The following is a 15,373-nucleotide window of genomic DNA, read 5'->3' as shown; positions in this document are numbered from 1 at the left end:
GGTGGGGAGGCGGTGGCCGAGGGCCGCGTGCAACTCCTCTACGCCGGCGAGGTCGCGGTTGCGGGAGGCGTCCAACTGCTTGCCCCAGCGGCGGAGTTGGCGGTCCAGGAATCCCTCGGGGCGGCCGAAGTCCGCGAGGCCCACCTCGGCGGGGACCACCGCGTGCAACTCGACGAGTGTGTCGACCAGTTCGAGCATCGCGCCCCGGGTGCGGTCGGGGCCCAGCGGGATGAGGTCGTCGGCCGTGCGGTACGGGGTGCCCTCGACGAACTCCATAACGTAGAACGGGGCTCCGAGCACCTCGTCGTCCTCGCACAGGAGGATGGGTTTCGGTACCGGTACGTTCGTCGGGTGCAGGGCGCTGATCACCCGGTGCTCGCGCTTCATGTCGTGCGCGGTGGCCAGTACATGGCCGAGCGGGGGGCGCCGTACGACCCACTTCGTGGTGGAGTCGGTGACCGCGTAGGTGAGGTTCGACCGTCCGCCCTCGATCAGCCGGCCGGACAGGGAGCCGGTCACCAGACCGGGCCGCTCGCGGTCGAGCAGACCGCGCAGCCGGTCGAGATCGAGTCCGGGCGGGTGGTCGGGGCTCATACATCACTCCTACGAACGGACGAACGGGTCTCCACCCATCATGCCGACCGGTCGGTATGTCGTCCAGTGGGGGAACGAAACGTGATCGGGGCCACGATAAGCCGACAGCTCCCCGCGCCGGGCGCGATGACGTCGGACGGGGTGCCCTGGGAAAGCCCGTATCGGGTGATCCGGGGTGGGTTCGCCCGCAGGGGTGGTCGGTGGGGTCGGGGTCGTGGCGGTACGGCGAGCCCGCCGCTTGCGGGGCCCTTCTGTTTGTCACCACGGTTGAGCGGGTTGGTGCCGGGTACGCGGCGGGCTGCGCCGTACCGCCACGACCCGCTCCCGTTGCGTCGGCGGCTGCGGGCCGTGGGTCATTCCGAGTTCCGCCAGCGTGGTTCCGGGGGCGTGCCTCAGTACACCGGCGCGGCCGTGTGGGCGGGTGGGTGGCGCGCTGCGCCGTACCGCAAGACCCGCTCCCGTGCATTGACGGCTGGCGGCTCATGGTCCATCCCGGGCCATTCCAGGCGGGGTTGCCGGAATGATGATCCGGAAAAGTTGGGGCTGGGGCGGCGGGTGGGGCGAGGTAACTCGCCGATCTCTCGTACAGTTTGCGCCGTGGGATCACTGCGCAATCCGGTCGGGCCGCTTCCCTCCTCCATCTATTGGCGACGGAGGGTCCTCATGGTGTCCGTGGTCGCCTTGCTGGCGCTGCTGATCACCTGGATCGTCAACTCCGGTGGCGGGGGCGGCAAGAACGGTGCCGATGGGTCCAAGAACGGTAAGACGCCCGCCCCTACGATCACTGCCGGGCCGTCGGGATCTGGTCCCGCCATCAGTCAACACCCGGGCGGACGTGATGACTCGGGGGGCGGGAGCAGCGGAAGCTCCGGTGGTGGTGACGGAGGTGGGTCCAGCGCCGGGTCGAGTGCTGGGTCGGGTGACGGTGGCAGCAGTGGCGTTGGTGGTTCCGGCGGGGCGTCGGCCGGTGGCAGCAACGGCGGTAGCAGTACGGGGACTACGGTTCCTGCCGACTCGACGCTTCCCAACTGCACCGCCAGCGCTGTGCAGTTGAGTCTGCGGAGTCTTCACAACTCGTACTCGCCGGACCAGACGCCGACGTTTGTGCTCACCGCCAAGAACTCCTCCGGCAGTGACTGCAAGGTTGATCTCGGGCCCAAGAGCGCCGTGTTGACCATCACGGAGGCCGGGGGCGGGTCTGATTTCTGGTCGTCCGCCGACTGCCCGAAGAGTGCCGGGAGTGTCTACTACCGGGTGTCCGCCGGGAGCAGCGTCACGTACACCCTGAAGTGGGACCGCAAGCCGAGCGCGCCCGAGTGCGCTACTCCGGCTGCTGGTTCGGCCGGGGCCGGGACCTATCTGGTGGAGGCGCAGGCCTCCGGGTTCGCCAAGGCGCAGACCTCGTTCGTTCTGGCCAGCGACTAGGGGCAGTTGGGCTTGGTAGGCGGTTGGGTTACACGTAGCGTTCCAGGATTGAGGACTCCGCCAGGCGGGAGAGGCCCTCCCGGACGCTGCGTGCCCTTGCTTCGCCTACGCCGTCCACTGTTTGCAGGTCGTCGACGCTTGCCGCCAGGAGTTTCTGGAGGCCGCCGAAGTGCTCCACCAGGCGGTCGATGATCGCGCCGGGGAGGCGCGGGACCTTGGCCAGGAGGCGGAAGCCTCGGGGAGACACTGCCGAGTCGAGGGCCTCGGGGGAGCCGGTGTAGCCCAACGCGCGGGCCACGGTGGGGAGTTCGAGGAGTTCCGCGTGGGAGAGGGCGTCCAGTTCGGCCAGGGCCTCGTTCACCGTGCGGGAGCGTTTCGCCGTGGGCTCGGGGACGTAGTCGCGTACTACCAGTTCGCGTTCCGGCTCCACGCCCGCGATCAACTCCTCCAGTTGGAGGGCGAGCAGGCGGCCGTCCGTGCCCAGTTCGACTACGTACTCTGCGATCTCTGTGGCGATCAGGCGGACCATTTCGAGGCGTTGGACCACTGCCGATACGTCCCGGACCGTCACCAGGTCCTCGATCTCCAGGGCCGACAGCGTTCCCGCCACCTCGTCCAGGCGGAGCTTGTAGCGCTCCAGGGTGGCGAGAGCCTGGTTGGCTCGGGACAGGATCGCGGCCGAGTCCTCCAGTACGCGGCGCTGGCCGTCTACGTAGAGGGCGATCAGGCGCATGGACTGGGAGACGGAGACCACGGGGAACGAGACCTGTTTGCTGACCCGGTCCGCCGTGCGGTGGCGGGTGCCCGTCTCTTCCGTGGGGATGTTGGGGTCGGGGACCAGCTGGACGCCCGCTCGGAGGATTTTGGACAGGTCGGAGGACACTACGATTCCGCCGTCCAGCTTGCAGAGTTCCCGTAGGCGCGTGGCCGTGAACTCCACGTCCAGGATGAAACCGCCTGTGCACATCGCTTCGACTGTCTTGTCGGAGCCGAGCACGATGAGGCCGCCCGTGTTGCCGCGGAGGATGCGCTCCAGGCCGTCGCGCAGGGCCGTGCCAGGGGCAACGGCGCTCAGTGAGGCGCGCATCAGGCCATCGCCGCCGGACTTTCCGGGAGCTGACGCCCGGTCGTTGGCTGCCACTGCACTCCTCCGGTCGCAGGTTTTTCCGGTGCTCCCGTTTCGCGTACCTGGTTCGTACGGACGGGCGAGACCAGGGCAAAGTCTACCGGCGGTCCTCGGCGTCCCGTGGGGCCTCTCGCTTACGGGACCTTGGAAGGACCCGGAGAGCGTCTCCTATGTCGGCTACTTCGATGACCTTCATGCCCGCGGGGATCTTGCCCGGGTCGGTTGGGACGAGGGCGTGGGTGAAGCCCAGACGGTGTGCTTCGGAGAGTCTGCGCTGGACGCCTGTGACCCTTCTGACCTCGCCCGCAAGGCCTACTTCGCCGATCGCCACCAGGTTCTTGGGGAGGGGGGTGTCGCTCGCCGCGGAGGCCAGGGCGAGCGCGATGGCCAGATCTGCGGCCGGTTCGGAGAGTTTCACTCCACCCACGGTCGCCGAGTAGATGTCCCTTTTGCCCAGGGCGCTGATGCGGCCTCGCTGTTCCAGGACCGCGAGCATCATCGAGACTCGGGATGTCTCCAGGCCCGATGTGGTGCGGCGGGGGGAGGGGATCTGGGAGTCGACCGTCAGGGCCTGGACCTCGGCCACCAAGGGGCGGCGGCCCTCCAGGGTGACGGTCAGGCAGGTGCCGGGGACCGGCTCCGCGCGGCGGGTCAGGAACAGGCCGCTCGGGTCGGCCAGGCCCGTGATGCCCTCGTCGTGGAGTTCGAAGCAGCCGACCTCGTCCGTCGTGCCGTAGCGGTTCTTGACGCCCCGGACGAGGCGTAGGCGTGCGTGGCGGTCGCCCTCGAAGGAGAGCACCACGTCGACCAGGTGTTCCAGGAGGCGGGGGCCCGCGATCGCCCCGTCCTTGGTGACGTGGCCTACGAGGAGGGTGGACATGCCGCGCTCCTTGGAGGCGCGGATCAGGGCGCCGGCCACCTCGCGGACCTGGGCCATGCCGCCGGGTGCGCCGTCGATCTCCGGGGAGGCCACCGTCTGGACGGAGTCCAGGATCAGGAGGGAGGGCTTCACCGCGTCCAAGTGGCCCAGGATCGTGGCCAGATCGGTCTCGGCGGCGAGATACAGGTGGTCGTCGATTGCCTTGATGCGGTCGGCGCGCAGCCGGACCTGGCTCGCCGATTCCTCGCCGGTGACGTAGAGCGTGCGGTGCTCTTCGCTCGCCGACTTCGCCGCCACGTCGAGGAGGAGGGTCGACTTGCCGACTCCGGGCTCGCCCGCGACCAGGACCACCGCTCCGGGGACCAGGCCGCCGCCGAGCACCCGGTCCAGCTCGGGCACGCCGGTCGAGCGGGCGGTGGCCGTGCGGCCGTCGACCTGGCCGATCGGTACCGCGGAGGTGGTGACGCGGCCGGGGGCGGTCGTCCGGACCGCGGGGGCGCCGTACTCCTCGACCGTCCCCCACGCCTGGCACTCGGAGCAGCGGCCGAGCCACTTGGCCGTCTGCCAGCCGCACTCGGTGCAGCGGTAGGACGGTCGGTCCTTGGTGGTCTTCGTACGGGCAGCCATGCGTGAACCGTAACCGCCGCCACTGACAACGCGGTCGGCGGCCGAGTCGTGCCTCTTCGGTATCCGGCCACTGGCCGTCAGGAACGAGCCACGCAGGTAAGGGCGCCTGTCCCCTTTTGAGGGATCGTTTCACCCGTACGGATTAAATGTGCTCAAGGGGGCGGAAGGGGGCATCGCCCGCCGCCTACGGTCGCACGGGTGATGAGCAGCAGTCCGGAGACCTCGACCCGCACCACCGGCGCACACCGGGCGCATCGGGAGGCGCGCGACCGCGCCGCGGCGCGCACGCTGGCGCAGCGCCCGCCCGCGCGCTACGAGCCGTATCTGGACGGCCTGTTCACGTACTGCCTGTCCGTGCTGTGCGACCACGACGCGGCGACCGCCGCCCTCGGGGACGTGCTGGCGCTGGCCGAACGCCGGGGCGCGCGCGTGCCGGAGACGGACGGTGACCGGCGGGCCTGGCTGTACGCGCTGGCCCGCTGGGCATGCCTGCGCAAGCTGGCCGAGGCCAAGCAGAAACGTCAGGGCACGCACGCGGTGGGGCGTGGTCAGGTGGAAGAGCCCGCTGTTTCCGAGGAGTTGAGGGAACAGCGGGGGCGTGAACTCGCCCTGCTCGCCTGGCCGGAGGCCGCCGGGACCACCCCGGAGCAGCGCGAGGCGCTCGAACTCGCCGTGCGTCACCGGCTCGCCGCCCATGAGGTCGCCGCCGTTCTCGGCATGGATCTCGCCAGTGCGCGGGAGTTGCTGGCGGCCGCGGCCTGCGAGGTGGAACGCACGCGTGCCGCCCTCGCCGTCGTGGAGACCGGGAGCTGTCCGAGCGTCGCCCGGCTCACCGGTGACCATCAGCTGGTGCTCAGCAGCGCCCTGCGCCGCGAACTCGTCCGGCACGTCGACGACTGCCCGCACTGCCGCCGTACCGCCGAGCGCGCGGTGCCCGGCAGTTGGCCCGGCGCGAGTGTCACGCCCGCCGAACTGCCCGTCCTGGAGGCGCCCCGCGCGGCCCTGCATGTCGTCATGGCGCATCTCCCGCGCGCGCGTGGGGCATCCGCACCGCGCTTCGACCGGCGCGGATTTCCGATGGACCCGAAGGACCGTGCCGCCCGAAGGGACCGCCTACGCGCGCGTGCCGTCACGACGACCGTCGTCGCCACCGTCATCGCCGCGCCCGTCCTCGCCCTGTGGGCCGCCTACCGGGGCACGCCGACCGGCGAGGGCGTCGAGGGCCGGGCCGTCACCGCGAGCGAGCAGCACGGACCCGGCAGCCTGGAGGGCGAGGTCGCGAGCGGCGGCTACGAGAACACCGGAAACGCCGGCACGAGCCCGCGGCCCGGCAAGAAGGGCACGAACGACGTCTCCGTAGAGGTCATCAGCGTCACCGGCGCCGGCCAGAAGGGTGCCGGTCACCTCGCCGTCTCGGCCGCCAACAGCGGCGACACCACGCTCATCACCCTCACCGCGTCCGGCTCGGCCCCGGTCCGCTGGTCCGCGGCCACCGCGGCGCCCTGGCTCTACCTCAGCCAGTCCTCGGGAACCCTCGCCCCGGGCGCATCGTTGACGATCAAGGTGTACGTCGACCATCTGCGCGAGCCCTCCGGCCACTGGACCGCGCGCGTGGCCGTCTCACCGGCCGGGGCCGTCGTCTCGATCGAGGGCTACGGCACCGCGCCGGCCCCGACCGACCCGGGCACCCCGACCGATCCCGGCGACCCGCCCTCGTCGAGCCCCGACCCGACGCCCACCAGCACGGCACCCACCGACCCCACGCCGAGCGACCCGCCGCCTTCGTCCGCCGATCCGACCCCGACACCGACCGCGACGGTCTCGTCCTCCACCGACCCCGGGAGCTCGACGCCGCCGTCCGACGGCGGCGGCCCGAGTTCGTCGTAACCCGTCAGGCGACCGGGTCCGCGGGATGCGGTGCCAGCAGGGGGAGTTGCGAGGCCAGGCGCTGCTCGCACAGCTCGACCAGGCGGTCGTAGCCGGCCTTGCCCATCAGCTCGGTCAGCTCCGGGCCGTAGGACACGTAGACCGGGTCGCCCGCGCCGTGCGCAGAGGTCGCCGACGTGCACCACCAGTGCAGGTCGTGGCCGCCGGAACCCCAGCCCCTGCGGTCGTACTCGCCGATCGACACCTGGAGCACGCGCGTGTCGTCCGGGCGGTCGATCCACTCGTACGTCCGCCGCACCGGCAGCTGCCAGCAGACGTCCGGCTTGGTCTCCAGGGGCTCGCGGCCCTCCTTGACGGCCAGGATGTGCAGCGAGCAGCCCGCGCCGCCGGCGAAACCGGGGCGGTTCTGGAAGATGCACGAGCCCTGGTAGGGGCGCGTCTGGCGGTCGCCGTCCTCGTCCTTGGAGACCCAGCCGTTCTCCACGCCCTCGTCGTGGTGCTGCCAGATGTCGGGCGTGAGCCTCGCCACATGCCCGGCGACCCGTTTCTCGTCGTCCTTGTCGGAGAAGTGCGCGCCCAGGGTGCAGCATCCGTCGTCCGCGCGGCCCGCCTGGATGCCCTGGCAGCCGCTTCCGAAGATGCAGTTCCAGCGAGAGGTCAGCCATGTCAGATCGCAGCGGAACAGCTGCTCATCGTCCGCCGGGTCCGGGAACTCCACCCACGCGCGCGCGAAGTCGAGCCCCTTCTCGTCGGCTTTCAGGGCCTTCTTCGTCGACGGCTTCGGGGGCTTCGGGGACGTGGCCGACGTCACCGGCGAAGAATCGCCGGGTGATTTGGCCGCCTTGTCGGTCTTCGCCTTTTTCGTCTTTGGCACGGGTCCAGGGTAAGTCGCCCGGGGCGGCTCCAGACACCGCTCCGGGGACCGAGATAGGTGCAGGTGGCAGTAGCGTTCCGTATATGAGACTCGGTGTCCTCGACGTGGGATCGAACACGGTGCATCTGCTGGTGGTGGACGCACACCCGGGTGCGCGCCCGCTGCCCGCGCACTCGCACAAGGTGGAACTCCGCCTTGCCCAACTCCTCGACGAGGACGGCGCGATCGGCCCGGAGGGGGTCGACAAACTCGTCGGCGTCGTCCAGGAGGCGCTCCAGGCCGCCGAGGACAAGGGCGTCGAGGAAATCCTCCCGTTCGCCACCTCCGCCGTCCGTGAGGCCAGCAACGCCGACGACGTCCTCGCGCGCGTGCAGACCGAGACCGGCGTCGAGCTCCAGGTCCTCACCGGCGCCGAGGAGGCCCGGCTCACCTTCCTCGCCGTCCGCCGCTGGTTCGGCTGGTCGGCGGGCAAGCTCCTCGTCCTCGACATCGGCGGCGGCTCCCTGGAGATCGCCTACGGCATCGACGAGGAGCCCGACGCCGCCGTGTCGCTGCCCCTCGGCGCGGGCCGCCTCACCGCCGCCTGGCTCCCCGGCGACCCACCGGAACCGGACGCGATAAGGGCCCTGCGCCGCCATGTGCGCGCCCAGATCGCCCGTACGGTGGGGGAGTTCAGCCGTTTCGGCGCCCCCGACCACGTCGTCGCCACGTCGAAGACCTTCAAGCAGCTCGCCCGCCTCGCCGGCGCCGCCCGCTCCGCCGACGGCCTCTACGTCCAGCGCGAGCTCAAGCGCGAGTCCCTGGAGGCCTGGGTCCCGCGCCTGGCCGGCATGACCACCGCCCAGCGCGCCGTCCTGCCCGGCGTCTCCGAGGGCCGCGCCGAACAGCTGCTGGCGGGCGCGATGGTCGCCGAGGGCGCGATGGACCTCTTCGGCGTCGAGACGCTGGAGGTCTGCCCGTGGGCGCTGCGCGAGGGTGTGATCCTGCGACGGCTGGATCAGATGCCGTCGGCGTAGGTGCGGGCGTGGGCGTGGGGACGCGTGCGTGGGGTACGCGTGAGTGGCTGTTCGTGATGCACACGCGCGTGCCTGTTCGTGGTGCACGCACGCGTGGCTGTCGTCCGGGATGCGGGCGATCGCCGGGACGTTGGGTTCGTCACGCGCGCGTGGCCGTACCGAACACCCACACCACACGTGACGTAGCAGCGCCCTACTGAACGCCCGCACGGTACGGGACGTATCGAATCCGCATGAAGTATCGCCACAACGCGGCCCCGCGTCGCGGATGGCCGGTTGCCGTCTCCCGCACAGCGCGGCCACAGCAACCGGCTCCCTCGCCCAAAGCGCCGCCCCGTAGTGTGTCCTCCGTGGCAGAACCAGTCGTGCGCATCCCGGATGCGAAGGTCGCGCTGTCCACGGCGTCCGTGTATCCGGAGTCGACGGCGACGGCCTTCGAGATCGCCGCACGCCTCGGCTACGACGGTGTCGAGGTCATGGTGTGGACCGACCCGGTCAGCCAGGACATCGACGCGCTGCGCCGGCTCAGCGACTACCACCAGGTCCCGATCCTCGCCGTGCACGCGCCGTGCCTGCTCATCACCCAGCGGGTGTGGTCCACCGACCCGTGGATCAAGCTCCAGCGCGCCCAGGCGGCCGCCGAGAAGCTCGGCGCGGGCACGGTCGTGGTGCATCCGCCGTTCCGCTGGCAGCGCCAGTACGCGCGGGACTTCGTCAGCGGAATCTGGCGGATGGCGAACGAGACGGATGTGCGGTTCGCCGTAGAGAACATGTACCCGTGGCGCTACCGCGACCGCGAGATGCTCGCCTACGCCCCCGACTGGGACGTCACGAACGAGGACTACCGGCACTTCACGATCGACCTCAGCCACACCGCGACCGCCCGCACCGACGCGACCGAGATGATCGAGCGCATGGGCGACAGGCTCGGCCATGTCCACCTCGCGGACGGCAACGGCTCCAACAAGGACGAGCACCTCGTCCCCGGCCGCGGCACCCAGCCCTGCGCCGAGCTGCTGGAACGGCTCGCGACAACCGGCTTCGACGGCCATGTCGTCATCGAGGTCAACACCCGGCGCGCGATGTCCAGCGCCGAACGCGAGGCCGATCTGGCGGAGGCGCTCGCCTTCACGCGGCTGCATCTGGCCTCGGCCGTGAAGGTGCCCCGGCGGTGACCGACGCCACCGCCAAGCGCCGGGGCCGGCCCCCTCGTACGGAATCCGCCGACACCCGCGACCGCATCCTGGCCGCGGCCCGCGAGGAGTTCTCCGAGCGGGGGTACGAGAAGACGTCCGTGCGGGGTATCGCCAAGGCCGCCGGGGTCGACTCGGCGCTCGTGCACCACTACTTCGGTACCAAGGAGCAGGTCTTCGAGGCGGCGATCGAGGTCGCCTTCGCCCCGGCGACGAATGCGCCGGCGGCGGTGGCCGACGGGCCGCTGGACGGTGTCGGCGAGCGGCTGACCCGCTTCATCTTCGGTGTCTGGGAGAACCCCGCCACCCGTAAGCCCCTGCTGGCGGTCGTCCGTTCCGCCGTCAACAACGAAGCCGCCGCGGCCGTCTTCCGGCGGCTCGTGGTCTCCCAGGTGCTGAGCAAGGTCGCCGCCCAGCTCGACCTCCCGGACGCGGAGCTGCGCGCGGAGCTCGCGGCGGCGCAGTTGGTCGGTACGGCGATGCTGCGGTACGTGATCAAGGTGGAACCGCTGGCCTCGGCCGACGTGGAGCGGATCATCGCGCGGGTGGCGCCGGTGGTGCAGGGGCATCTGACGGGGCCGTAGCCCTGTCTTCAGTCGTGTCTTCAGCTCTGCCTTCAGCCCTGCCTCCAGTCCTGTCTTCGTGGTGAGACTTTCGTCCCGCGATACGGACACCGTGTCCGACCCCTGGATGACCGGCGTACGCTCTTTAGCAGCCCTATCTGTCTGAAGGAGCGATCGACGATGCCCGAGCTGAGGTCCCGTACAGTCACCCACGGCCGCAACATGGCGGGCGCACGCGCCCTTATGCGCGCCTCCGGTGTACCCGGTGCGGACATCGGCCGGAAGCCGATCATCGCGGTGGCGAACAGCTTCACGGAGTTCGTGCCCGGCCACACCCACCTCCAGCCCGTCGGCCGGATCGTCAGCGAGGCGATCACCGCGGCCGGCGGCATCCCGCGCGAGTTCAACACGATCGCGGTGGACGACGGCATCGCGATGGGCCACGGCGGCATGCTGTACAGCCTGCCCTCCCGCGACCTGATCGCGGACTCGGTCGAGTACATGGTCGAGGCGCACTGCGCCGACGCCCTGATCTGCATCTCCAACTGCGACAAGATCACGCCCGGCATGCTCATGGCGGCACTCCGCCTGAACATCCCGACGGTCTTCGTCTCCGGCGGTCCCATGGAGGCCGGGCGCGCCACGCTCCAGGACGGCACAGTCCGCACGCTGGACCTGATCGACGCGATGGTCGACGCCGCCAACGACAGCATCTCCGACGCGGACGTCCTCAACATCGAGGAGAACGCCTGTCCGACCTGCGGCTCCTGTTCCGGCATGTTCACCGCCAACTCGATGAACTGCCTGACCGAGGCCATCGGCCTGTCGCTGCCGGGCAACGGCTCGGTCCTCGCCACCCACACGGCCCGCAAGGGCCTGTACCAGGACGCGGCCCGCACGGTGATGGACATCACCCGCCGGTACTACGAGCAGGACGACGAGACCGTCCTGCCGCGCAACGTCGCCACCTTCGCGGCCTTCGAGAACGCCATGGCCCTCGACATCGCGATGGGCGGCTCCACCAACACGATCCTGCACCTGCTGGCGGCGGCGCAGGAAGCGGGCGTCACCTTCGGCCTGGAGGAGATCAACGAGGTCTCGCGCCGGGTGCCGTGCCTCGCGAAGGTCGCCCCGAACGTCGCGAAGAACCGCACGTACTACATGGAGGACGTGCACCGCGCGGGCGGAATCCCGGCCCTGCTGGGCGAGTTGCACCGCGCGGGCCTGCTGAACGAGGACGTCCACTCCGTCCACAGCCCGTCGCTGGCGGACTGGCTGAAGACGTGGGACGTGCGCGGCGGCTCCCCGTCCCCGGAGGCCGTGGAACTGTGGCACGCGGCGCCCGGCTGCGTCCGCTCCGCCGAGGCCTTCTCCCAGTCCGAGCGCTGGGAGGCGCTGGACGAGGACGCGGCCGAGGGCTGCATCCGCTCCGCCGAGCACGCGTACTCCAAGGACGGCGGCCTCGCGGTCCTCAAGGGCAACCTGGCGGTCGACGGCTGTGTCGTGAAGACGGCAGGCGTGGATGAATCCATCTGGACGTTCGAGGGCCCGGCGGTCGTCTGCGAGTCGCAGGAAGAAGCCGTCGAGAAGATCCTCAACAAACAGGTCACGCACGGCGATGTCGTCGTCATCCGCTACGAGGGCCCCAAGGGCGGCCCCGGCATGCAGGAGATGCTCTACCCGACGTCCTTCCTCAAGGGCCGCGGCCTCGGCAAGACCTGCGCCCTGATCACCGACGGCCGCTTCTCCGGCGGCACTTCGGGCCTCTCCATCGGCCACGCGTCCCCCGAGGCGGCGTCCGGCGGCACGATCGCCCTCGTCGAGAACGGCGACCGCATCCGCATCGACATCCCGAACCGCTCCATCGAACTCCTCGTCGACGACGCCGAGTTGGCCCGCCGCGAGGCCGCGCTGGACGGCCGGTACGCCCCGAAGCAGCGCGAGCGGAAGGTGTCGGCGGCGCTGCGCGCGTACGCGGCGATGGCCACCAGCGCGGACCGCGGAGCCGTGCGGGACGTCAGCAAGCTGGGCTGAGAGCCCCCGAAGGGTCCCGAGGGGCCGCAACTCCGGTGGCCCTGTGGCTCGTTCGCCCTTGGGCCGTCCCTTTCCTGAGGGGCGGCCCTTTGCCTGCCCGGGCTACCAGGCGCCGGGGGTGCGGGAGTTGACGGCGAAGACCGTGCCGTCGGGGGCGGCGGCGTAGACGTGGTTGTTCGCTATGACGGGTTCGGGCAGCGTGGCGACCACCTGCCCGGAGTTCGCGCCGAGCCGTGCGGCCGTCTGCCCGACGAGCTGCCCTGTTTCGGCGTCGACCGCCAGGAGGCGTCCGTCCGGGGCGGTGACATACACGTGCTTGTCGTCGACCACCGGCACGGAGCCGCGGCTCACGGACGTCTCAAGATGCCACAGCCGCTGGTGGGTGTCCGTGTCGATTGCCTCCAGCGAACCACCGGTGGCCAGTACGTACACGACGTTCCCGCGCATGGCGGCCACGGCGTCCTGGCGCGGGACGGGCAGCGCCACGCGGCTCGACGTCCTGGTCACGGGGGCGTAGCGGACGATGGCCTTCGTGTTGCCGGAACTCCAGTCGGTGGAGAGGAAGAACACCGATGCGCCTTGAACACCGACGGGCTTCAGCATCCCCTGCACCCGTGCCTTCCACCGCACGTCACCAGTGTTCGGATCGACTGCGGTGACCTGGGTGTTCGACCCGTCGTCGGACGGTCTCGTCGCGTACGCCAACGGGCTCCCGGCGAGCGAGACGAACGAGGAGACGCCAGGGATCGGGCGACTCCACTTCGTCTTGCCCGACGCCGCGTCGACGCCCGTGACCGTGCCGTCCGCACGGGTGAGCAGGGCCATGCCGCCGACGTAACTCACGGAGTCGCTCCCGGGCAGGTTCCGCTGCCAGACCCTCGCGCCCGAGGACGGATCGAGCGCCTCAAGATGCCGGCCCCCGCCGATGTTCGGATGCACGAGCCCGCCGACGACGACCGGTGCGCCACCAGGTCTCTCCTCGGCGGCGGAATGCCGCCACAGCAGGGTGCCGTCGGCCGGTGCGAGAGCGTAGACGACTCCCGGCTGAGCACACAGCAACTCGCCTGCCCCGTAGGCGCATTGGGGTACACCCCCGGCCTTCGCCGCAGGCTTCACGGCCCAGGCCTTGAACGCCGTCGGCGAGGTCCGCGCGCCGGTGGTGCTCTTCGGTGCGGGATCCGGGCCTGCGGCCAGTTGGACCGAGGCGAGGGCACCACAGGCGACCAGCACCGCGGTTCCGGCCGCCAGAATCGCCAACCGGCGTCGTCGGGGCTTGGGTTCGGGCTTCTGCGCCGGGTCGGGCTTCGGCGCCGGCGCACCACCGGTCCGCTGCTCCGGTATGAACGCCTGTGTGTCGTACGAGGCCGCCACGGACCGCAGTTCCCGCATCAACTCGTCGGGTGTGGGCCGGTCTTCGGGCTCCTTGGCGAGGCAACGCAGCACGAGCGGCGCCAGGTTGTCCGGCACCTCGGCCAAGTCCGGCTCGTCGTGCACGACTTGGTACGCCACGACGTACGGGCTGTCCGAGTCGAACGGTCCACGCCCGGTCGCCGCGTGCACCATCAGGGACCCGAGAGCGAAGATGTCCGCGGCGGGTCCGACCTCCCTGGGCCGCCGGAATTGCTCGGGCGCCATGAAGGGCGGAGTCCCGATCAACTTGCCGGTCTCGGTGCGCAGTTCACTGTCCTTTGGCCGAGAAATACCGAAGTCGATGACCTTCGGCCCGTCCTCGGCGAGCAGCACATTGCTCGGCTTGAGATCTCTGTGCACGACGCCGACCCGATGGATGTCGCGGAGCGCCTCGGCCAGTCCGGCCATCAGCTGGCGCAACTGGGCCGGAGTCATGGGCCCGTTCCGCTTCACATGCTCGGACAGGGTCGGACCGGGAATGAACAGCGTTGCCATCCACGGTCGTTGAGCCTCGGGATCGGCATCGACAACTGGCGCGGTGAAGGCCCCGCTCACCCTGCGGGCGGCGGCCACCTCCTGCCGGAACCGCCCCCTGAACTCGGGGTCCTGGGCGAACTCCGCGTGGACGACCTTCACGGCGACCTTCATCCCGGAGGTGCTCTGCGCCAGATGCACCACGCCCATGCCGCCGGAGCCCAGGCAGGACTCCAGGCGGTAGTGACCGGCGTACTCGGGAAGTTCCGCTTCCGCGCCCGCTCCGGTGTTGCGCTGTGGCGCCATGGAACCACCCCCGTGCTGATCGTTCGCGCGCGCGACGCACGGAGCCTAGTCCATGACACGTACGGGACAGAGGCGACTTGCCCGCCTCCCTGTGTGAGTTGCGCACATGTGTTTCATGGCGTGTTTTAGGGGAATCAACGGGACCCCATGGCAGTCATGGGGTGCAACGGGGGAGGTTTTTCATGTCTGTTGACCGCGCTAAAGAGGCCGAGGGCAGCGAGGCCGAGGCTGTCGCGACGGCAGCGGCCGTGCATTACTACACGACCGCCGACGTCCGCCTCAACATCCGCAGCGGCCCGGGAACGAGCTACAGCATCGTCGGCAGCCTGCCCGGGGGTTCGCGGGTGCCGATCTACTGCCAGACACCGGGCACGACGGTCACCGGCACCTACGGCACGTCGAACATCTGGGACAACATCAGCAGTGGCGAGTTCATCTCGGACGCCTACGTGAACACCGGCAGCGACGGCTACGTGGCCTCCCGCTGCTCCTGAACCCACGTCACCGACCCAAAGGACACGCATGTCATCCCGTAGACGCAGATCCGTCTTACTCGCCGGCGCGGCCGGAGCCCTGCTCATGGTGATGGGTTCACCAGCTCAGGCCAACGCGACCGCGGCAGTGACGTACTACTCGACCGCACCCGGTATCAGCGTCAACGTCCGCAGCGGCCCCGGCACCGGCTACACCATCGTCCGCGTCCTGCCCGCCGGCTCGAAGGTCCCGATCTACTGCCAGACACCGGGCACAACGGTGTCCGGCTACTACGGCACGTCGAGCATCTGGGACAACATCGACGACGGCGAGTACATCTCGGACACCTACGTGAACACCGGCAGCGACGGCTACTTCCGCCCACGCTGCGCCTGAGCCCCCAACGGGAGCCCGCGCCCACCCCCGGAGCCATAATCGTCCCGTGAACGACGAGACGACCGGCACCCAGGACACCCCCGCGGGCTCCCGT

General features: G+C 70.3%; 13 protein-coding genes. 8 read left to right on the top strand and 5 right to left on the bottom strand.

Features of this window, described 5'->3' with window-relative positions; translation table 11 throughout:
• Positions 1 to 594, bottom strand: a 594-nt coding sequence (locus AC31A1_RS30260) for a phosphotransferase family protein (RefSeq protein WP_489656377.1), incomplete at its 3' end; no start/stop codon positions are given.
• A gap of 597 nt (positions 595 to 1,191) precedes the next feature.
• Here AC31A1_RS30260 and AC31A1_RS30255 point away from each other — a divergent pair.
• Complete coding sequence (locus AC31A1_RS30255; RefSeq protein ID WP_489656376.1) at positions 1,192 to 2,019, top strand: hypothetical protein; 828 nt, start codon at positions 1,192 to 1,194, stop codon at positions 2,017 to 2,019.
• A 28-nt stretch (positions 2,020 to 2,047) separates the two neighbouring features.
• Here the strand turns inward: AC31A1_RS30255 and disA are convergent, their stop codons facing one another.
• Positions 2,048 to 3,106, bottom strand: coding sequence for a DNA integrity scanning diadenylate cyclase DisA (gene disA / locus AC31A1_RS30250; RefSeq protein ID WP_489656378.1), 1,059 nt, complete (start codon positions 3,104 to 3,106; stop codon positions 2,048 to 2,050).
• Positions 3,107 to 3,242: 136 nt separating this feature from the next.
• Positions 3,243 to 4,652 carry a DNA repair protein RadA gene (gene radA, locus AC31A1_RS30245; protein ID WP_393751688.1) on the bottom strand — a complete coding sequence of 470 codons (1,410 nt, stop codon included), beginning with the start codon at positions 4,650 to 4,652 and terminating at the stop codon, positions 3,243 to 3,245.
• Positions 4,653 to 4,850: 198 nt separating this feature from the next.
• Here radA and AC31A1_RS30240 point away from each other — a divergent pair, with 198 nt between their 5' ends.
• Entirely contained in the window at positions 4,851 to 6,539 is a 1,689-nt protein-coding gene (locus AC31A1_RS30240; protein ID WP_489656375.1) for a BACON domain-containing protein, read from the top strand.
• 4 nt (positions 6,540 to 6,543) lie between these two features.
• Here the strand turns inward: AC31A1_RS30240 and AC31A1_RS30235 are convergent, their stop codons facing one another.
• Complete coding sequence (locus AC31A1_RS30235; RefSeq protein ID WP_489656374.1) at positions 6,544 to 7,413, bottom strand: DUF3109 family protein; 870 nt, start codon at positions 7,411 to 7,413, stop codon at positions 6,544 to 6,546.
• 83 nt (positions 7,414 to 7,496) lie between these two features.
• On the opposite strand from AC31A1_RS30235, the gene AC31A1_RS30230 reads away from it, so the two are divergent.
• The 4 genes from AC31A1_RS30230 to ilvD all read left to right on the top strand — a co-directional run bounded on the left by AC31A1_RS30230 (position 7,497) and on the right by ilvD (position 12,219).
• A complete protein-coding gene (locus tag AC31A1_RS30230; protein ID WP_489656373.1) occupies positions 7,497 to 8,429 on the top strand; it encodes a Ppx/GppA family phosphatase in 933 nt (310 codons plus the stop codon).
• Between the two features lie 350 nt (positions 8,430 to 8,779).
• Positions 8,780 to 9,604, top strand: coding sequence for a sugar phosphate isomerase/epimerase family protein (locus AC31A1_RS30225; RefSeq protein ID WP_489656372.1), 825 nt, complete (start codon positions 8,780 to 8,782; stop codon positions 9,602 to 9,604).
• Positions 9,601 to 10,206: a TetR/AcrR family transcriptional regulator gene (locus AC31A1_RS30220; protein WP_489656371.1), complete on the top strand. Its 606-nt coding sequence runs from the start codon at positions 9,601 to 9,603 to the stop codon at positions 10,204 to 10,206. Before AC31A1_RS30225 ends, AC31A1_RS30220 begins: the two co-directional genes overlap by 4 nt.
• Positions 10,207 to 10,365: 159 nt before the next feature.
• Positions 10,366 to 12,219 carry a dihydroxy-acid dehydratase gene (gene ilvD / locus AC31A1_RS30215; RefSeq protein ID WP_489656370.1) on the top strand — a complete coding sequence of 618 codons (1,854 nt, stop codon included), beginning with the start codon at positions 10,366 to 10,368 and terminating at the stop codon, positions 12,217 to 12,219.
• A 102-nt stretch (positions 12,220 to 12,321) separates the two neighbouring features.
• On the opposite strand, the gene AC31A1_RS30210 is transcribed toward ilvD, so the two are convergent.
• Positions 12,322 to 14,409 (bottom strand): serine/threonine-protein kinase, encoded by a 2,088-nt coding sequence (locus tag AC31A1_RS30210; protein WP_489656369.1) that lies wholly within the window; start codon positions 14,407 to 14,409, stop codon positions 12,322 to 12,324.
• Positions 14,410 to 14,591: 182 nt separating this feature from the next.
• On the opposite strand from AC31A1_RS30210, the gene AC31A1_RS30205 reads away from it, so the two are divergent.
• Together AC31A1_RS30205 and AC31A1_RS30200 are read left to right on the top strand one after the other, a co-directional pair.
• Positions 14,592 to 14,903 (top strand): SH3 domain-containing protein, encoded by a 312-nt coding sequence (locus AC31A1_RS30205; RefSeq protein WP_489656368.1) that lies wholly within the window; start codon positions 14,592 to 14,594, stop codon positions 14,901 to 14,903.
• A gap of 28 nt (positions 14,904 to 14,931) precedes the next feature.
• The gene (locus tag AC31A1_RS30200; protein ID WP_489656367.1) at positions 14,932 to 15,279 is read left to right on the top strand and encodes an SH3 domain-containing protein; all 348 of its coding nucleotides are present in this window, start codon (positions 14,932 to 14,934) and stop codon (positions 15,277 to 15,279) included.
• Positions 15,280 to 15,373: the final 94 nt, after the last annotated feature.

The sequence above is a fragment of the Streptomyces sp. P5F9 genome (assembly GCF_057961495.1).
Note: the sequence above shows the minus strand (reverse complement) of the source record. Positions and strands in the feature narration are given on the sequence as shown.